Source organism: Novosphingobium sp. SG754 (assembly GCF_013149315.1).
In the GTDB taxonomy this organism is placed as follows: domain Bacteria; phylum Pseudomonadota; class Alphaproteobacteria; order Sphingomonadales; family Sphingomonadaceae; genus Novosphingobium; species Novosphingobium capsulatum.
This window is the reverse complement of the sequence record NZ_JABGCC010000003.1, coordinates 501,702-520,247: the sequence shown is the minus strand read 5'-3', so window position 1 is coordinate 520,247 and position 18,546 is coordinate 501,702. Positions and strand designations below refer to the sequence as shown.

Here is an 18,546-nt window from a genome sequence, read left to right as displayed (position 1 = left end):
GCTGCTTAGGCAGCGTGCGCCTGTTCCACCGCGGCCGGCAGCGACCGGCCGTGCAGCGCAGCGTCGAGGCGTTCATGATCGAGCGCGTTTTCCCAGCGCGAGACGACCACGGTGGCCACGGCATTGCCGATGAAGTTGGTCAGGCTGCGGCATTCCGACATGAAGCGGTCGATGCCCAGGATCAGCGCCATGCCCGCCACCGGCACGCTCGGCACGATCGACAGCGTGGCGGCCAGCGTGATGAAGCCCGCGCCGGTAACCCCGGCCGCGCCCTTGGACGAGAGCATCGCCACGCCCAGCAGCAGCAGTTGCTGGCCCAGCGTCAATTCCACGTTGCACGCCTGGGCGATGAACAGCGCTGCCAGCGTCATGTAGATATTGGTGCCATCGAGGTTGAAGCTGTAGCCCGTGGGCACGACCAGGCCGACCACCGTCTTGGAACAGCCGGCCCGCTCCATCTTCTCGATCAGTGCGGGCAGCGCGCTTTCCGAAGACGAGGTGCCGAGCACCAGCAGCAGTTCTTCGCGCAGATAGGCAATCAGGCGCAGGATCGAAAAACCCGCCAGCCGCGCCACCACGCCCAGCACCACGAGCACGAACAGCGCGGAGGTGACGTAGAACGCGGCCACCAGCTGCGCGAGATTGGCCAGGCTGCCCACGCCATACTTGCCGATGGTGAATGCCATGGCCCCAAAGGCACCGATCGGCGCCGCCTTCATCACGATGGACACCAGCTTGAACACCACGCCCGAAACGTCTTCGAGCAGATCGAGCACGCGCTGTCCGCGATCGCCGACCGAGGCCAGGGCAATGCCGAACAGTACCGCCACCACCAGCACTTGCAGGATGTTGCCCTGGGTCAGCGCCGAAAGGAACGTGTCCGGGATCATCGCGCCCAAAAAGCCCACGATCGTGCTTTCATGCGCCTTGGCGGCATAATCGGCCACCTTGCCGGCATCGAGCGTGGCGGGGTTGATATTCAGCCCCGCCCCCGGCCGCAGCACATTGGCCACGATCAGGCCCACGATCAGCGCCAGCGTCGAAAAAAACAGGAAATAGGCAAAGGCCTTGGCCGCCACGCGGCCCACTGCCGCCAGATCGCGCATGCCGGCAATCCCGGTGACGATGGTGAGGAAGATCACCGGGGCGATCACCATCTTGACCAGCTTGATGAACATATCGCCCAGCGGCTTGAGCGCCTCGCCCGCCGCCGGATGGAAATGCCCCAGCAGCACACCTGCCGCAATCGCGGTCAAGACCTGGACATAGAGGTGGCGATACCACTTGCGAGGCCGCTGTGGCCCATGCCCGGCTACGGGCGCAGACGGAGTGGTGACAGCGAGGTTCATCGTGGGAAAGCCTTTCGTCCTCTCGGCAGGGCGCGTTGCTCGGTCCTGCTCGGCCATTACCATAGGCGGCGGCCATGCCCACCGAAAGCTTTTGCTACGCCCCGAATAAGTGACGCTTTTTCAGAATCTTGCCAAATCGCGATGGCATTCTTTGTCCAGAAATCGGCACACTCGAAAATCCCGATGTGCAGATTTTGACACATTATGCTATGCGTCTGGCGTGGGTAGTTTGAACCGATTCCGCGCCGTGGCGATGGTGCTGGTGGCCGCCGTGCTGGTGGCCATGGCGGCGGCCGGGGTGGCCGGTGCGATCACGCGCCATGTCATGCTGGCCCGACTGCAAACACGCGCCGGGCAAGACCTGCGGCTGCGCCAGGCCCTGCTCACCAGCGAAATCGCGCGGTTCCGCCTGCTGCCTCGCGCGCTGGCTGATGACCGGGACCTGGTGGCAGCCACGCCTGTCCCTGGCCATACGCCCGCCCCGGCAGCGCAAGCCGCGCTCAACCGCAAGCTGGAGGCACTGGCCCAGGAATTCGGCGCGGCAGCGATCTATGTGATCGATCGCCAGGGCATGGCCTTTGGCGCCAGCAACTGGCGCCAGCCGCACAGCTTCATCGGGCGCGACTACACCTTCCGCCCCTATTTCCAGCAGGCCCTGCAAACCGGGCAGGCACAGCAGTTTGCCCTGGGCACTGCCAGCCACCGGCCTGGGCTCTACCTCGCCACCCGCGCCGCCGGCGGGGCGGCGGTGGTGGTGGTCAAGCTGGAGTTCGACGGCATCGAAAGCGCGTGGCGCCGCGCGGGCGGGATCACCTATGTCACCGATCGCGCCGGCGTGATCCTGGTGGCGAGCCGTCCGGCCTGGCGCTTTGCCGCAACAACCCCGCTCGATCCTGGCCTGGCGCGGGTCGAACGGCTGTCGCTGGGTGTGGCAGCCCTGCCCACGGCGCCCTTTGCCCTGGCCCGCGACGGCATGGTGGTGCCCGCCGGCACGGATACGCCGCACCTTGCGGTCGCGACGGCGCCAGATGCAGCGGGCTGGCGGGTCAACCTGGCGCTGCCCTTGGCCGGCGCGGTCTATCCCGCCGTGCGCGTGGCCCAGGCGATCACCGCGCTGATCGTGCTGCTGATCGGCGCCGTGGCCGCCGCGCTGGTGGAGCGCGCGCGGCAACGGCGCCGCCGCACTGCCCAGTTGGAAAGCGCGGTGGCCCAGGCGACAGCTGAACTGCGCAGCGAAATACACGAGCGCGCCGCGGCCGAAGCCCGCGCCGCCACTTTGCGCGAAGGGCTGCGCCAGGCCAACCGCCTGGCCACGCTGGGCCAGGTCACGGCCAGCGTCGCCCACGAAACCGCGCAACCTGTCGCCGCGATCCGCAACTATGCCGCCAGCGCCGCGCTGCTGCTCAACCGCGGCGAGAGCGCCGAAGTTGCGCACAACCTGGCGGCGATCACCCGCCTGGCCGATCGCATCGGCGCCGTGACCGAGCATCTGCGCGGCTTTGCCCGCAAGGGCAGCCGGGGCGATCGCGCGGTGCCCCTGGCCGAGGCGATCGATGGCGCGCGGCTGATCCTGAAAGAACAGCTGGGCCGTGTGGCGCTGTCCCTTCCCGCGCCCGATCCGGCCTGGCAGGTACGGGCGGAAAAGACCCGGCTGGAACAGGTGCTGGTGATCGTGCTGCAAAACGCGATCGAGGCGCTGGCCGGCACCGCCGCTCCGGCGATCCGCCTGGATATCCGCCGCGATGGCGCGATGGTCGACGTGGACATCGCCGACAATGGCCCCGGCCTTGCCCCCGATATCGCCCCGCGGCTGTTCACGCCCTTTGCCACCAGCCGGCCGATGGGCCTTGGCTTGGGGCTGGTGATCGCCAAGGACATCATGGAAGAATTCGGCGGCAGCCTGGTCCAGGTGCCCAGCCCCACCGGCGCTTGTTTCCGCATCAGCCTGGCCGTGGCGGAATAGCCAGTGGCAGAACCTGCCCGCCTGATCGCCCTGGTCGAAGACGACGAGGATCTGCGCGCCTCCACTGCGCAACTGCTGCGCCTGGCCGACTTTACCGTGGAAGCCTTTGCCGACGCGCCCGCAGCGCTGGGGGCGGTGGGTGCTGCCTGGCCTGGCCTGGTGATCAGCGACGTGCGCATGCCCGGTCTTTCGGGCATAGACCTGTTCCGCGCGCTGCATGCCCGCGATGCCGAACTCCCGGTGATCCTCATCACCGGGCATGGTGATGTTGGCATGGCGGTCGATGCGCTGAAAGCTGGCGTTTGGGATTTCCTGACCAAGCCTTTTGCCGCAGAGGCCCTGATCGCGGCGGCAGAGCGCGCCGCCCATGCCCGCGCCCTGGCCCTGGAAAACCGCCGGCTTCAGGCCCTGGCGCAAGACAGCGGCGGCAGCGCGCTGATCGGCGCCTCCCCGGCCATCCGGCGCCTGCGCGACATGATCCCGACGCTCGCCGATGCCGATCTCGACCTGCTGATCGAGGGTGAAACCGGCACGGGCAAGGAACTTCTGGCGCGGTTGATCCACCAGGGCGGCAAACGCCGCCGCCACCGCCTGGCCACGATCAACTGCGCCGGTCTGGCGCCCGCGCTGGAAGACGAGATATTCTCGCTGTCAGGCGGGGCCAGCCTGGTCCACGCCAGCTATGGCACCGTGCTGCTCGACGATATCGACGGCGCCAGCAGCCGCTTTCACAACCTGCTCGTGCCTGTGCTGGAAGAGCGTGCCCTGGCCGTGCCGGGCAAGGCGCCGGTGCCGCTCGACCTGCGCGTGATTGCCACGGCCGGCGCGGGCGGCCAAGGCAGCGAGGCTGCCGCCCCCCTGCCCCCAGCCCTGTTGCACCGCATTGCCGGCATGCGCATCGCCATCCCGCCGCTGCGCGCCCGGCGCGAGGATATTCCCCTGCTTTTCGCCCACTTCGCGCAAGAGGCCGCTGCCCGCGCGCGTCTGCCGGTGCCGCGCCTGGTGCCCGCCGTACAGGATCGGCTCGATCATCACGCATGGCCCGGCAACGCCCACGAACTGGCCCGCTTTGCCCAGCAGTTCGTGCTGGGTCTGGTCACGCCCGACAGCAGCGACAACGGCGCGCCTGCCCCGCAACCCTTGGCAGACCGCGTCGATGCGTTCGAGCGCGAGGCGATCATCGCCGCTGTGCGCGCCGCGCAAGGGCGCATTGCCACGGCGATCGCCACGCTGGGCCTGCCGCGCAAGACCTTTTACTACAAGATCAACAAGCTGGGCATCGATCTTCAGGCCCTGCGGCAAGAATGACAGCGCCACGCGAAAACGGAACGATGCCGTTCAATTGAGCAGGGCGGCTTCTCCCCACACCACCGGATCGGGCGCCACGCTGGCCTTGGCGGGGCGGGCAACCAGCTCAATCAGCTTGACGCCGCGCACGTTGGCCACCAGCGGCACCAGCGCGCTGCCCGCACGCATCGGCGCAGACTGCGCGAGCAGGCGCCCGTCACCATAGACCAGGAACGTCACCGCGCCGCTGTTGCCCCAGGCCGCATCATCCACCCCGACGCGCGCGGTGAAGCGGGCATGGCCGGCGTTGCGCACTTCCATACGCGATCCAGCCAGGATGCCGATCCCGGTATCAAGCTTTTCGTGGCCGGCCTGCAACTGCTGGCCATAGGGGCCGGTATCGACCGCCGCCCCGCCCCAGCCGCCATAACGCGGATGCTCGCCGACCCCGCGCGTATCGTTCCACGGCAGCAAGCCGCGATGAACCAGCGGATCGGGCTGGGGCTGCACCACGCCATCGATCGCCGGATTCACACTGCCCGGCATTTCCGAAAGATAGAGACCATTGGCCAGGCGATGGCGGCCCACCAGCTTGAGCAGCACGGTTTCATGCGGGCCAAGCGGCACAGTGATTTCGCCGGTGAAGCTGCCGGTCTTGCCGGTCCACAGGTCGGTCGTGGCAATCGTTCCGGTCAGCTTGGCATGCTCGGCCGTCAAGGTGGCGTGGGTCGGCGCGTCGCTGCGGTTGAGCAGGGCCACCGCCTTGCTGCCATCGGCCAGCGTCTTGACGTAGATCTGCACTTCGGCGCTGTCATAGGCGAGCACGGCCTGGTTGCCGGCACGATCCTGGTTGAGCGCAATCGCCTGGGCCCAGCCGAGCAGCGCGATCTGGTCGGGCGTGGCCTGGCGCAGGTCCATCCCGATCAGCAGCGGGGCATTGAGCATGGCCCACAGCGCCAGGTGCGAGCGCGCCTCCACCATATGCGCGGCATCGAATTCGCCCTTGCCGATGAACAGCATGTCGGGATCGTTCCAGCTGCCGGGATGGGCATAGAGCGCGCGCCGCGCCGTGGTATCGAGGTTGTGCAGCATCCGCGCCCAGGTGGGCGAGATATCTTCGCTGGTGCGGCTCATGTTGCCGATGTCCTTGCCCCAGCTGCGCACGTCGGCCGAACCCCACAGGCACAGCGACAGCACATAGTCGCCCGCCGGGCGGGTGCGCGCCAGGGCCTGGGCCACCGCGCCATAGAGCCGGCGCACTTCGGCAATGTCGGTGCGTGGCAGGTCATCGAAATCGATCACCGGCCCGAGCGGGCGATAGAGCCCGGCCTTGACCCGCGGATTGTCTGGCCCAAGCCCGCGGATGCCGCAGCCATCCACCTTGATCAGGTCGAAATTCCACTCGCGGAAATAGAGTGCGATATCCTGCTCGACATGGCCATAAAGGCCGGTTTCGCGCTCGGCCTGGGTGCCTTCGGGCAGATTGGGCGCATCCGCGCCGCCGAACACCTGGCTGCAGGTGTTGCGGCCAATGTCGGAATAGATTCCGGCCTTCAGGCCCATGGCATGCAGCCGATCGGTCAACGGGCGCAAGGAGGTGCCGCCATCGGCCGTTGTGGCAGACGGGAAGTTGGCCGTGCGCACCAGCATGCGGCCATCGGGCATGCGCCGCTTGAGCCACCAGCCATCGTCGATATCGACATAGCGATAGCCCTTGGCCGCCAGGCCACTGTCGACCAGCAAGCGGGCCGAGGCCATCAGCTTGGTTTCATCGACCGCCGCGCCAAAGGCATTCCAGCTGTTCCACCCCATCGGCGGCGTGGCGGCTTGCCCGCGCGTGTTGGCGCTCCACCGGCCAGTGGGCGCCAGCGGATCGGGCGCCGCTGCGGCGTGGCAGCCCGGCGTCAGGCAGGCAAGCACGGCAAGAAACGACGCAAGAGGCAGCTTGGTCATGGGGCGGTCCGTTCGGCAGGGGCAATCGCGCTGATATCGCTACCATGCAACGCAGCGCCCTTGGGCGCAACCATCCGCTACGCCCCCGCCCTAAATCGAACCGCAGGTCAGCCGAACGCGGCGTCATCCTCGTCCATGCCGCCAGCCGACAGATCAAGTGCAAAGCCCTGGAGCCGGGCCTGCTGATCGCCCAGCGATCCAGCCGCAGCGGTCAGCCGTGGCATGCGCGCCGGGGGCGCTGGCCGCGCACGCGGGGCGGCCGGGTTTGCGATGGGCGGCTTGGCCCGTGCCTTGCCGCCGCGCGCGCCGCCGGCCGGGCGTGCCGCGCGCGGGATGGCATCAAGCGTGAAATACCCAAGGCTGGCCTGCAATTCGTCCGCCTGCTCGGCCAGTTGTTCCGAGGTAGCCGAAACCTGTTCCGAAGCGCCGGCATTCTGCTGGGTCACCTGGTCAAGCTGCTGGATCGCCTGGTTGATCTGCGCCGCGCCGATATCCTGCTCGCGGCAGGCGGCGCTGATCTCGCTGATCAGCTCGGCCGTGCGGCGGATATCGGGCACCAGGCGGCCGAGCATGTCACCTGCCTCGCTCGCGGCTTTGACGGTATCGGCAGAAACCGCGCCGATTTCCGAAGCGGCGGTCTGGCTGCGTTCGGCCAGCTTGCGCACTTCGCTGGCCACCACGGCAAAGCCCTTGCCATGCTCGCCGGCCCGTGCGGCCTCGACCGCGGCATTCAACGCCAAGAGGTCGGTCTGCCGGGCGATTTCCTGGACGATGCCGATCTTGTCGGCAATGGTGCGCATGGCTTCGACCGCCCGGCTGACCACCACGCCCGAGCTTTCGGCATCCTTGGATGATTGCCGAGCGATCTTTTCGGTCTGGGCGGCGTTGTCGGCGTTCTGCTTGATGTTGGCGGCCATCTCTTCCATCGCGGAAGAAGCCTGCTCGCTCGCGGCCGCCTGCTCTGCCGCGCCTTGGGAAACCTGTTGCGAACTCGCGGCCAGTTCCTGGCTGCTCGACGAGACGGTTTCGCTGGCGTCGCTGATCTGGCCGGCAAAGGTGCGCAGATTGTCCACCAGGGCGTTGATGGCGTTCTTCATGCGCTGGTGATCGCCTTCGCAGGCGATTTCGACCTTTTCGCGCAGATCACCCTCGCTGACATTGGCGAGCACGCGGTTGCCTTCGGCAATGGGCAGCAGGATCGCGTCGAGCATGCTGTTGATGCCCTGGATCAGCCCGGCAAAATCGCCGGAAAAGCGCTGCGCCTCGCCACGCCGGGTCAGCTCGCCCGCGGTGGAGGCCTTGATCAACTGCCCGATCTCGCCGGTGATCGCGCGCAGGTTGCGGCGCAGCCCTTCGATATTGTCGTTGATGAAGGCCTTCTTGCCGGGGAACTGCTCGATCGGCGCATCGAAATCGCCTTCGCCAAACGCCTTGATACAGGCCATGGCCTTTCTCTTGACGGCAATATGTTCGCCCACCATCGTATTGATGCCCTGCGCCATCGTGGCGAAATCGCCGTGATACCGCTCCATCGGCAGGACCACATCGATATCGCCCTGGTCGTGCGCTGCGCTCATCGCGTTCATGTCGCGGATCAGACCAATAAGGTTGCTGCGCAGGGTTTCGATCACCTCGTTGATGAAGGCTTTCTTGCCGGGGAAGGCTTCGAGCGGCGCGTTGAAATCGCCCACGCCGATCGCCTGGACGCAGGCCATGGCCTTTTTCTTCACGGTGATATGTTCGCCCACCATGGCGTTGATCGCGCCGGCAACCTGGTGCAATTCGCCCTTGAAGCGATCGGCAGCGATGGTCGCGTCGATATCGCCGCGTGCATGCTCGCTGGCCATGGCCTGTACCGCCGCGCCCAGATCGCGCGCAGGGGCAGTGGCGCTGTCGAGCAGCTGGTTGATCGCCTCGGCCAGGGCGGCGGAGCGGCGATTGCCGAACGGAACCGCCAACCGGGCACCGAGATCACCGCTGGCGAGCGCAGCCTCGACCCGGGCGATGTCGCGATAGGTGGGGTCGAGCGACCCGATGAAGAATGTTGAGCCGGCCATAAATCCTCGCCTTTACCATGCCTGGGCAGGCCCGCTGATCTAGCCGGGCGCGCTGAAGGCGGCGTAAAGCGGCGATGCGCCGGACTACGCAGCCAGGCGGCACGCCGTTATTAGGCATCGCCCAGGCCCATGATTCTGGCGGCAAATTGGTATCGTTTCCACACCCGCACAGCGCGCGGGCGAGAGCTGCGGAAAGCCACGCGGAACGGCGCCTCAGACTCCGCTGGCCGACACGACAGGCAAATTGCATGTGATACCATTGCAGGGCCGATTGCACGGCTGGGTCGGCGCATGATGGCTCCTTTCGTCCCGCAGGACCGCGCTGGCGATCCGCTGACCGTATGCGGGACGACGCCAGCCCCCATGCTCATTTGTCATGGTATTTATATAAATCAGTTATGTAAGTTCGCACGCCTTCCCACAAAATGCCGCTTGTGCCGCTGCGCTTTGCAGAGTTTCGACAACGCATGCGAAAGCGGCTTGGCCCCACCCCTTTGCAGCGAAACCAAGGCTTTCGCCATATAGTGCGGGAGACGGCACAAGGACAAAAAAATACCTATTTGCTACCATTGCACTCATTTGCCTGGCATGTATAACAAACCTGTCTTGCACGGCGCAGCCGGTAGGGCACGCGACAGACCACGATCCCATCGTTCAACCAACCCGAAAGGTTATTGCGTGGAGGCCAAGTTGATCACGCCCACAAGTTCCCCTGAACCGGGCGCAGGCGCCACGGCCACCTGGATGCACCGCGAAGCGGCCGAGGCCGGCGCGGCGGTTGCCCGCTTCATGGCCCACAATGCCCAGGCCCTGGCAGACCTTGGCGCGCGGCTGCGCCAGGCGCCGCCGTCTTTGGTGCTGACCTGTGCGCGCGGATCGTCGGACCATGCCGCAACCTATGCCAAGTACATGATCGAAACGCTGCTCGGCGTGCCGACTGCCTCGGCGGCGTTCTCCACCGTCTCGCTCTATGATGCACCGATGCGCGCCGCGGCCGGCAACGCGCCGCTGTGCATCGCCATTTCGCAGTCGGGCCACAGCCCCGACATGCTCGCCACGGTAGAGCGCTATCAGGCCGCTGGCGCCCTGGTGGTGGCCTTGGTCAACAATGATCAATCGCCGCTGGCACAGATGGCCGACGTGGCCCTGCCGCTGTGCGCCGGGCCGGAAATCTCGGTGGCGGCGACCAAGTCGTTCATCACCTCGCTGGCCGGCATTGCCGCGCTGGTCGCCGCATGGAGCCAGGACGAAGCGCTGAATGCGGCTCTGGCCACTCTGCCCGCCGCGCTCGATGAAAGCTTTGCCCTGGATTGGGACGTGGCCCGCGCCGGCCTGCAGGATGCCACCAACCTGTTCCTGATCAGCCGCGGCTATGGCCTGTCGATCGCGCAGGAAGCCGCGCTCAAGCTCAAGGAAACCAGCGGCCTGCATGGCGAAGCGTTCAGCTCTGCCGAAGTGCGCCATGGCCCGATGGCGATCGTGCGCGATGGTTTCCCGGTGCTGGGTTTCGACATCGGCGGCCAGGCCGGGGCCGACGTGCGCCAGGTCTGCGCCGATTTCGCCGAACGCGGTGCGCAGGTGTTCCTGGCCACGCCCGAGCCTGAGGCCGTTCCCGCCGGGCCGAACCTGACCGTGCTGCCCGCCGTGGCTGCCGACGAGGCGATCGCGCCGCTGCTGCGCATTGCGAGCTTTTATCGCATGGTCAATGCGCTATCCATCAGCCGGGGTTTCAATCCCGACGAGCCTCCGTTCCTGGCGAAAGTGACCCGCACGCGATGACCGTTCTGGCGTTTACCAACGGCCATATCCTGCTGGGTGATCGCATCGTTCCTTCGGCTACGGTGCGGATCGAGGCCGGGCGCATCGCGGATATTGCGGCCGATGTGCCGGTTGATGGCACCGTGGTTGATCTCGACGGCGGCTGGTTGCTGCCTGGCTTTGTCGATAGCCAGGTCAATGGCGGTGGCGGGGCCCTGCTCAACAACGATATCACGGTTGAAGGGCTGGCGACGATTGCCCAGGCGCACGCGCGCTTTGGCACCACGGCCCTGATGCCCACGCTGATCACCGATACGCCGGCGGCGATTTCCGCAGCGCTCGACGTGGTCGATGCCGCCATTGCCCAGGGCCTGCCGGGCATCGTCGGCCTGCATATCGAAGGGCCGTTCATCAATGCCGTGCGCAAGGGCGTGCACGATCCGGCGCTGATCCGCCATCTGGATGAAGACCTGCTGGCCGAACTGTGCCGCCCGCGGCGCGGCAAGGTCATGCTGACCATCGCGCCCGAACAGGTGGAGCCGCAGGCGCTGGAACGTCTGCGCGCGGCCGGCGTGATCATCAGCGCGGGGCATACCAATGCCACGTTTGCCGAGGCGCAGGCCGGCTTTGCCGCCGGGCTGACCGGGGTGACGCACCTTTATAACGCCATGTCACCCTTGCTGCATCGCGCGCCTGGCGTGGTCGGCGCCGCGCTGCTCAACGATGCGGTGTGGTGCGGCATCATTGCCGATGGCGTGCACGTGGCCGGGCCAGCGCTGGAAATCGCGCTGCGCATGAAAGGCACCGAGCGGCTGATGCTGGTGACCGACGCCATGCCCAGCGTGGGGATGAGCGCCGGTTCGTTCGAGTTGAACGGCCGTACCATCACCGTGACCGATGGCGTGTGCCAGGACGAGAACGGCACGCTGGCCGGCTCCAGCCTCGACATGGCGGGCGCGGTGCGCACGATGGTGGCTCTGACCAGCGCTGACGTGCCGATGGCCAGCCGCATGGCCAGCGCCACGCCGGCCGCGTTCCTGGGCCTGGCCGACGAGATCGGCACCCTGGCCACCGGGCAGCGCGCCGATATGGTGTGGCTGGACGCCGCCCTGCAGCCGGTGCAGTGCTGGATCGGCGGCGGCGCCGTGATCTGATCTGCGTGGCAGGTGGCGCGCCAGCGATGCTGCCCCCCTGCCACGGCCTGCCTGAACAAAGCCCCAGAAGAAAGCTGATGCAGCCCATGTCCAGCCTGATCCTTGCCGCGCCGTTCGATGGCTGGCTCTCTCCGCTCGACGATGTGCCCGATCCGGTCTTTGCGCAAAGGCTGCTGGGCGATGGCATGGCGATCGATCCGCTCGATGGCACGCTGCACGCCCCCGCCGATGGCACGGTGGTGTCGGTTCACGCCGCCCGCCACGCCATCACACTGCGTCTGGCCGGCGGGGTGGAAGTGCTGATGCACATCGGGCTGGAAACCGTGCGCCTTAATGGCGAGGGCTTTGTCGCCCATGTGCAGGCGGGCGATACCGTGGCTGCCGGTGACCGGCTGATCAGCGTGGACCTGGGCACCGTGGCGCCGCGCGTCAAAGGCATGATCACCCCGATCGTGATCACCGAAACCGCCGGCCATGCCGTGATCGAGCGCGCCGTGCCCGGCTGCATCGCCCGTGGCGCGCCGCTGCTGGTGCTGGGTTCCGCGCAAGCTGAAAGCGCCGCGCCCGCTGCTGCCTTTGCCGCCACCGCACAGGCCACGCTGCGCCTGCCGCTCGCCCATGGCCTGCACGCGCGCCCGGCCGCGCGGCTGGCAGAATTGGCCAAAAGCTATGACGCCGATGTGCGCATCGTGCCGGCCGCCACGCCCCAAGCCACGCCCTGCCGCCTGCGCAGCCCCAGCTCGGTCATGGCCCTGGGCCTGCGCCATGGCGACGAATTGACGCTTCTGGCCAGCGGCCCGGCCGCGGCGGCCGTGATCGAGGCCCTGGCCGACCTGATCGCCACCGGCATGGGTGAATTACGCCCGCTCGACCAACAGGCCGCGCCCACGTCGGCCCCGGCGCACAAGCCGGCCGAAAGCACCGATACCAGCCCGATCGCGCCGGGCGAGCGGCTGATGGCAGTAACTGCTGCGGCCGGCTATGCCATTGGCCAGGCGGCCTGGCTGGAACGCCCCGAACCGCCGCGCACCGCGCATGCGAGCGGCGATGCCGGCGCCGAAATCGCCCACTTCACCCAGGCCCTCGCCGCCTTTCGCACGGCCCTGGAACAGCGCGCGCAGGAACAGGCCGGCAGCGAGCAGGCCGCGATCCTGACCGCCCATCGCCAGTTGCTGGACGATGAAGACATCCTGGAAAGCGTCGGCGATGCCATGGCGCGCGGTGACAGCGCCAGCCTGGCCTGGCAGCGCACCATGCAGGCCCGCGCCGCCACGCTGCGCGCCGCGCCCGATCCGCACATTGCCCAGCGTGCCGACGATTTCATCGACCTGGAATGGCAACTGCAATGGCATCTCGCCGGCCAGGAACCGCCCGCCGTCTCGCTGCCCGAGGCGGCGATCGTGATCGCGCGCGATCTCGTACCTTCGCAAGTCGCGGCGCTTTCACCCGCGCAAGTGGCTGGCCTGGTTACTGCGCAAGGCGGGCCAACCTCGCACGTGGCGATCATCGCCGCCAGCAAGGGCATCCCCGCGCTGGTCGCGGCCGGGCAGCGCGTGCTGTCGATCGCGCCGGGCACGCCGCTGCTGCTCGATGCCACCGGCGCCACGCTGACGGTTGATCCCGATGCCGCCACTTGGGCCACGGCCCAGGCCGAAGCGGCACGGCGCCAGGCACGCAAGGCCGCCGCGCAGGCCGCATCAGGCCTTGAGGGTCGCACCAGCGATGGCTTGCGGATCGAGGTCTGCGCCAACCTCGGCAAGCGCAGCGAGGCCGCCCCGGCCGTAGCCAGTGGCGCCGAAGGCTGCGGCTTGCTGCGCACCGAATTCCTGTTCCTCGATCGCGCCAGCGCGCCCGATGAAGACGAGCAGACCGCCGATTACACCGCCATTGCCCAGGCGCTTGACGGGCGGCCGCTGATCATCCGCCTGCTCGATATCGGCGGAGACAAGCCGGCGCCCTATCTGCCAATGGCGGCAGAGGAAAACCCGGCGCTGGGCCTGCGCGGCATTCGCGTGGGGCTGGCCCAGCGCGAGATGCTGGTGCCACAGTTGCGCGCCGTGCTGCGCGCGGGCGCCGGGGCAGCGGCAGGCGCGGTCAAGGTCATGGCGCCGATGATCGCGCGGGTCGAGGAACTGCGCGCCGTGCGCGCTGCCCTTGATGCCGAGGCCGCCAAGCTGGGCGTGGCCGCAGTGCCGCTGGGCGTGATGGTGGAAACACCCGCCGCTGCCGTGATGGCCGATGCCCTGGCCGCCGAATGCGATTTCCTGTCGATCGGCACCAACGATCTGACGCAATATGCCCTGGCCATGGATCGCGGGAATCCCGCGGTTGCGGGCAGCATCGACGGGCTCGACCCTGCCGTGCTGCGCCTGATCGGCCTGTGCTGCGAAGGCGCGCAAAGCCACGGCAAGTGGGTGGGCGTGTGCGGCGGCCTGGCATCCGATCCGCTGGCCGTGCCGATCCTGATCGGCCTTGGCGTGACCGAACTTTCCGCCGCGCCAGCGATGGTGCCGGAAATCAAGGCGCTGGTGCGCGCGCTCTCTGCCCAGGATTGCCGGGGCCTGGCCAGTGCCGTGCTCCAGGCCTCGAGCGCCGCGCAAGTGCGCGTGCTGGCCACACAGATGATCGAAGGGGTTACCCAATGAGCCAAGCCGTGAACAACGCGCTGCAACATCTGCAAAGCCTGGGCCGCGCCTTGATGCTGCCGATCGCCGTGCTGCCGGTGGCGGCGCTGCTTCTGCGGCTGGGCCAGCCCGATCTGCTGGGCCTCGATTTCGTCAGCGCGGCGGGCAATGCCATGTTTGCCAATCTCGGTCTGCTGTTTGCCATTGGCGTGGCCACCGGCTTTGCCAAGGATGGCAACGGCGCCGCGCCGCTTGCCGGCGTGGTGTGCTTCCTGGTGGCGAGCGAAGGCGCCAAGGCGCTGCTGGCCGTGCCGGCCGATGTGGTGGCGGGCGTTGCCAAGGCGGCGCTGCCGGCAGTGACGGCGGCCTGGCGCAGCGCGCAAGTCGATCATGTTGCCGTGCCGCTGGGCATTGTCTCGGGGATCATCGGCGGGATCGGCTACAACCGCTTTTCCACGGTCAAGCCGCCCGAATACCTCGCCTTCTTCGGCGGCCGGCGGTTCGTGCCGATCATCAGCGGGGTTGCCGGCGTGGCGCTGGCCGGGCTGCTGGGCGCCAGCCTGGCCAGCATCAATGCCGGCGCCAATGCCGCGAGCGAGGCGGCGCTGGCCAGCGGCGGGATCGGGCTGTTCATCTTCGGCACGCTCAACCGCCTGCTGCTGGTGACGGGCTTGCACCACATTCTCAACAACATCGCCTGGTTCGTGCTGGGCGATTACCACGGCACCACGGGCGATCTGCGCCGCTTCTTTGCCGGCGATCCGACTGCTGGCGCGTTCATGAGCGGGTTCTTCCCGGTGATGATGTTTGGCCTGCCTGCCGCGTGCCTGGCGATGTATCACACCGCGCGGCCCGAGCGGCGCAAAGCCACCGGCGGCATGCTGCTGAGCCTTGCCGCCACCTCGTTCCTGACCGGGGTGACCGAGCCGATCGAGTTCAGCTTCATGTTCCTGGCGCCGGTGCTCTATGCGTTCCACGCGGTGCTGACCGGCATTGCGATGGCGCTGATGGCGGCGCTGGGCGTGCACATGGGCTTTGGCTTTTCGGCCGGACTGCTTGATTACGTGCTCAATTTCTCCAAGGCGCAGAAGCCCTTGCTGCTGATCCCGGTGGGCCTGATCTATGCCAGCGTCTATTATGGCGTGTTCCGCTGGGCGATCCTGCGCTTTGACCTCAAGACGCCGGGCCGCGATGACGTGCCCATGGGCAACGGCGGCGCGCCGGTGCTGGCGGGCGAACGCGGCCAGGCCTTTGTCGCGGCGCTGGGCGGCGCGGCCAATCTGGTGGAAGTGGGCGCCTGCACCACGCGGCTGCGCCTGGTGGTGGCCGATCAGGCCAGCATCGACGAAGCCGCGCTGCGTGGCCTGGGAGCTAAAGGCCTGATCCGCCCCTCTCCGCGCGCCCTGCAGGTCGTGCTCGGCCCGCAGGCCGATCAGGTGGCGGTGGAAATCCGCGCCGCCATGGGCGCGCCTGCACCCAGCGCGGCACCGGCCAAGGCCCCGATTACCGAGGCCGGCAGCTTTGCCAGCGCGATCGATCCCGCCAGCGTTCCGGCCGAGTTGGCGCAGGCGCTGGGCGGTACGGCGGCCCTGGCCCAGGCTCGCAGCGTGCATGGGCGCCTGCTGCTGCCGGCCGGCACGGTGGTGGATGAAAGCGCCCTTGCCGCGCTGGGCGCGCGCGGCGTGGTGGCCACGCCCACCGGCCCGCAGGTGCTCTTTGCCGAGGCCGCGATCGCTCCCTGGCGCGCCTGAGCTACGTCAGGGACGATGCGGCAGCGCCATCAGGGGATGGCGCAGGCACAGCAGCGTTCCGCCCAGCACCACGAAGGCGGTCAACGCCAGCGGCAGCGCCAGCCCGGTGTGCAGCACCAGCACGGCGCCGGCCGCCGCGCCAATAAAGATCATGGTGATCGCCAAAAGGCGCGTGCGCAGGTTGGGCCCGCCCGCGTCAGAGGCAATGCCGGTGATCGTCAGGGTCAACACGGTGGTGGTCAGATCGGGCACTTTGAGCTGGCGCACCGTGGCATTGCGAAAACCCATGGCCCCTGCCGTCAGCCCGATCATCACCAGCACGGCCCAGGCGGGATGCGCCACGATGCCGTCGGTGCCGGGCACCAGCGCCACGGCGGCAGCCCCCAGGAACAGCACGGCTTCGAGCAAGGCCGCGCGCAGCAGCCAATAGCGCAGCGGATGGCTCGACGCGTGGCGCCACAGCCGCCCCGCCACGCTCGCGCCCACCATGAACAGGCCCAGCGCCACCAGATAGGGCACGGGCGTGAAACCCGGCGCGCGGGCCAGCGCGAAGGCCAGGAACACCACGTTGCCGGTCATGTTCGCAGTAAACACCTTGCCCAGGCCAAGGACGCTGACCGCGTCGACAAAGCCGGTCGTGGCCGACAGCAACAGCAGCAGGCGCGGCAGCGGCGATGGTGTGCGCACCGCCACAGGCGCGCCGGCGACGGGGGGCGATGGTGGGGGATGAGAGTCCATGGCACTTTCCCTTTCAGAACCGGAACGAAGCTTCACCGGCAAACAGATCGATCGGCCGGCCGGCACCGGCCTGGACCAGAAAGCCGCCGGGCACGAAATGGCTGGCAGAGGCAGTCAGCGCCAGTTCGCGCGTGGCCTGCCAGGTTACCACCGCCTCTGCCTGCTTGCCGAGAAAGCGCGCCTGGCCGGCCGTGGCGGGGTGCAGCTGGCGGCCGGGCACATCATAGACGCCGTCGCCCCGGCTTTGCCGCCAATAGGCCATGCCCGTAACACCCAGTTGCACCGCGCCGCCGTTCAGCTTGCCCAGCGCGAGCGTAAGCGCGGGGTGCACGTCGATCAGGTTGCGCGGACCCAGCGGCGAAAGCTCGCCAAAATACTTGCCTTTGGGAAACAGCGGGTTGAAGCCGTTGACCCGGCCATCGGCGGGCGCCTTGTCGCCACTCGCGAGATCGACATGGAGCGACAGATCGGGCGTGGCCGGCAAGGCCGGAAAGCGGCGCCCGGCGCGCAGCGCCACCGACCAGGCATGGATCGGCGCGCCGGCCAGGCGCCCGCCCTGGGCCATCGCCTCGATATCCCAATAGGCAGACCCGGCACGCCCGGCGCTGCGCAGGCCCAGGGTAATGCGCCGTTCGTCACCCAGTCCGCCGGCAAACCCGGCCTGTTGCCGGCTGGCGGCGCGATCGTGATAGACCATGGCATAGGCATCGATCCTCACGGCATGCCCGCTACCCAGCCAGCGCGTGGCATAGATCCCCCACAGCGCCTTTTGCCGCGATCGCCGATCGTCCATGCTGTGCGGCCCGGCCGCGACCGGCACCAGGTAGAACAGGCTGGCGGTATAAGGGCCGGAATCGAGCAGCGCCCGCGTGCCATCGAACGGCAGCGGCGTATTGGGGCCATAGCGCGTGCCGACCAGCCGCTCGCTGCCCAGGCTGACCAGCTGGCGCCCGCCTTCCAGGCGCAGCGTGGTGCCCGCAGCGATCGGCACGGTCACATCGGCAAAGGCCTGCAACAGATCAACGCCGGTGCGATCGACCGGCGACGGTCCGCCGACCACGCCCTGCGCCGCATTGGCCAGGCCCTGAACAAACACGCGAAAGCGGCCGACGTGCAGATCGGCATGGGGCATCGCCCGCCAATAGCGCGCGGTCTGACCCTGGGTTGCCTCAACCCGCGCGCGCAGTTCCAGGCCGGTCGACAGCCACACCTGCGGCGGCGCCAGGGGAATGTATTTCAGCGGCGCGGTCCACCGCGCCTGGCGGGCGGCGGGGTCTGCCAGGCTCGACCAATCTTCGGTATAGCGCGTGATGGTCAGGGTGGGCGGGCGCCAGGCCTCGATCACGCTGCGTGGCAAGGCATCCTGGTCCGCCGACTGCTGCGCGCGCGCAACCCCCTGCGGCAAAAGCGCCGCCAGCATGGCCGTGACGACGGCCCGGCCGGCGCGGGGCACGCTCACATGCGTCCCTCGCGCCGCGCATGTTCGGCCACCAACGCCGCCAGGACAAAGCCGCCGGCCAGGCCGAGATGCTCGAAAAACGCGTTGGTGGCGGCAAAGCGCGCCGGCCCCTGCAGCGCCCAGAACGGATTGGCGAGGCAGGCCGCCAGCACCGTGAACACGCCCAGCATCCCCGCGCCCAGCCACACCAGCCGGCCCGCCAGGATCAGCGCCGGGCCGATCAGTTCCACCGCGATGGTCACGCCGGCCCACAGCGCCGGCGGCGTCATGCCGAAATGCGCCTGTTCGGCAACGGCGCCGGGCCAGTCACCCAGCTTGGCCAGCGCCCCCACCAGATAGGCGCCAACCAGCAGCAGCCGGGCAACAAACCAGGTGGGCGGCCAATCGAGAATGGCATCGACAAAGCGCGGATCGGCCGGGGCAGCGAGACGACCAGGCGTGGGTTTTACCATG

The 18,546-nt window shown here is 68.1% G+C and carries 12 protein-coding genes; 6 read left to right on the top strand and 6 right to left on the bottom strand.

Annotation, left to right across the window (positions count from 1 at the left end):
- Window positions 1-5: 5 nt before the first annotated feature.
- Window positions 6-1,349: a dicarboxylate/amino acid:cation symporter gene (locus tag FHW97_RS10255; RefSeq protein ID WP_171798867.1), complete on the bottom strand. Its 1,344-nt coding sequence runs from the start codon at window positions 1,347-1,349 to the stop codon at window positions 6-8.
- Between the two features lie 229 nt (window positions 1,350-1,578).
- On the opposite strand from FHW97_RS10255, the gene FHW97_RS10250 reads away from it, so the two are divergent.
- Window positions 1,579-3,312 (top strand): ATP-binding protein, encoded by a 1,734-nt coding sequence (locus FHW97_RS10250; RefSeq protein WP_253941707.1) that lies wholly within the window; start codon window positions 1,579-1,581, stop codon window positions 3,310-3,312.
- 3 nt (window positions 3,313-3,315) lie between these two features.
- Window positions 3,316-4,620: a sigma-54 dependent transcriptional regulator gene (locus tag FHW97_RS10245; protein ID WP_171796698.1), complete on the top strand. Its 1,305-nt coding sequence runs from the start codon at window positions 3,316-3,318 to the stop codon at window positions 4,618-4,620.
- Between the two features lie 30 nt (window positions 4,621-4,650).
- On the opposite strand, the gene FHW97_RS10240 is transcribed toward FHW97_RS10245, so the two are convergent.
- Both FHW97_RS10240 and FHW97_RS10235 read right to left on the bottom strand, forming a co-directional pair.
- Complete coding sequence (locus FHW97_RS10240) at window positions 4,651-6,552, bottom strand: NPCBM/NEW2 domain-containing protein (RefSeq protein ID WP_171796697.1); 1,902 nt, start codon at window positions 6,550-6,552, stop codon at window positions 4,651-4,653.
- Between the two features lie 107 nt (window positions 6,553-6,659).
- On the bottom strand, window positions 6,660-8,609 hold the full coding sequence (locus FHW97_RS10235; protein WP_171798866.1) for a methyl-accepting chemotaxis protein: 1,950 nt from the start codon (window positions 8,607-8,609) through the stop codon (window positions 6,660-6,662).
- Between the two features lie 744 nt (window positions 8,610-9,353).
- Between FHW97_RS10235 and FHW97_RS10230 the strand changes: the two genes are divergently transcribed.
- The 4 genes from FHW97_RS10230 to nagE all read left to right on the top strand — a co-directional run bounded on the left by FHW97_RS10230 (window position 9,354) and on the right by nagE (window position 15,896).
- The gene (locus FHW97_RS10230) at window positions 9,354-10,388 is read left to right on the top strand and encodes an SIS domain-containing protein (protein WP_171798958.1); all 1,035 of its coding nucleotides are present in this window, start codon (window positions 9,354-9,356) and stop codon (window positions 10,386-10,388) included.
- Window positions 10,385-11,521, top strand: coding sequence for an N-acetylglucosamine-6-phosphate deacetylase (gene nagA / locus FHW97_RS10225; RefSeq protein WP_171798865.1), 1,137 nt, complete (start codon window positions 10,385-10,387; stop codon window positions 11,519-11,521). The genes FHW97_RS10230 and nagA overlap by 4 nt, the downstream gene beginning before the upstream one ends.
- A gap of 86 nt (window positions 11,522-11,607) precedes the next feature.
- Window positions 11,608-14,166: a phosphoenolpyruvate--protein phosphotransferase gene (gene ptsP, locus FHW97_RS10220; protein ID WP_171798864.1), complete on the top strand. Its 2,559-nt coding sequence runs from the start codon at window positions 11,608-11,610 to the stop codon at window positions 14,164-14,166.
- Window positions 14,163-15,896: an N-acetylglucosamine-specific PTS transporter subunit IIBC gene (gene nagE, locus FHW97_RS10215; RefSeq protein ID WP_062783965.1), complete on the top strand. Its 1,734-nt coding sequence runs from the start codon at window positions 14,163-14,165 to the stop codon at window positions 15,894-15,896. Before ptsP ends, nagE begins: the two co-directional genes overlap by 4 nt.
- A gap of 6 nt (window positions 15,897-15,902) precedes the next feature.
- On the opposite strand, the gene FHW97_RS10210 is transcribed toward nagE, so the two are convergent.
- The 3 genes from FHW97_RS10210 to FHW97_RS10200 are packed head-to-tail and all read right to left on the bottom strand — an operon-like array spanning window position 15,903 to window position 18,545.
- Window positions 15,903-16,634 (bottom strand): YoaK family protein, encoded by a 732-nt coding sequence (locus FHW97_RS10210; protein ID WP_062783968.1) that lies wholly within the window; start codon window positions 16,632-16,634, stop codon window positions 15,903-15,905.
- 13 nt (window positions 16,635-16,647) lie between these two features.
- A complete protein-coding gene (locus FHW97_RS10205) occupies window positions 16,648-18,093 on the bottom strand; it encodes an alginate export family protein (protein WP_370525353.1) in 1,446 nt (481 codons plus the stop codon).
- On the bottom strand, window positions 18,090-18,545 hold the full coding sequence (locus FHW97_RS10200) for a DoxX family protein (RefSeq protein ID WP_171798863.1): 456 nt from the start codon (window positions 18,543-18,545) through the stop codon (window positions 18,090-18,092). The genes FHW97_RS10205 and FHW97_RS10200 overlap by 4 nt, the downstream gene beginning before the upstream one ends.
- Between the last annotated feature and the right edge of the window lies 1 nt (window position 18,546).

Excerpts from the sequence above, each read along its gene's own strand:
- FHW97_RS10255 (WP_171798867.1), bottom strand. The coding sequence starts at position 1,349 with ATGAACCTCGCTGTCACCACTCCGTCTGCGCCCGTAGCCGGGCATGGG.
- FHW97_RS10200 (WP_171798863.1), bottom strand. The coding sequence starts at position 18,545 with ATGGTAAAACCCACGCCTGGTCGTCTCGCTGCCCCGGCCGATCCGCGC.
- FHW97_RS10235 (WP_171798866.1), bottom strand. The coding sequence starts at position 8,609 with ATGGCCGGCTCAACATTCTTCATCGGGTCGCTCGACCCCACCTATCGC.
- FHW97_RS10210 (WP_062783968.1), bottom strand. The coding sequence starts at position 16,634 with ATGGACTCTCATCCCCCACCATCGCCCCCCGTCGCCGGCGCGCCTGTG.
- FHW97_RS10240 (WP_171796697.1), bottom strand. The coding sequence starts at position 6,552 with ATGACCAAGCTGCCTCTTGCGTCGTTTCTTGCCGTGCTTGCCTGCCTG.
- FHW97_RS10230 (WP_171798958.1), top strand. The coding sequence starts at position 9,354 with ATGCACCGCGAAGCGGCCGAGGCCGGCGCGGCGGTTGCCCGCTTCATG.
- nagA (WP_171798865.1), top strand. The coding sequence starts at position 10,385 with ATGACCGTTCTGGCGTTTACCAACGGCCATATCCTGCTGGGTGATCGC.
- ptsP (WP_171798864.1), top strand. The coding sequence starts at position 11,608 with ATGTCCAGCCTGATCCTTGCCGCGCCGTTCGATGGCTGGCTCTCTCCG.
- nagE (WP_062783965.1), top strand. The coding sequence starts at position 14,163 with ATGAGCCAAGCCGTGAACAACGCGCTGCAACATCTGCAAAGCCTGGGC.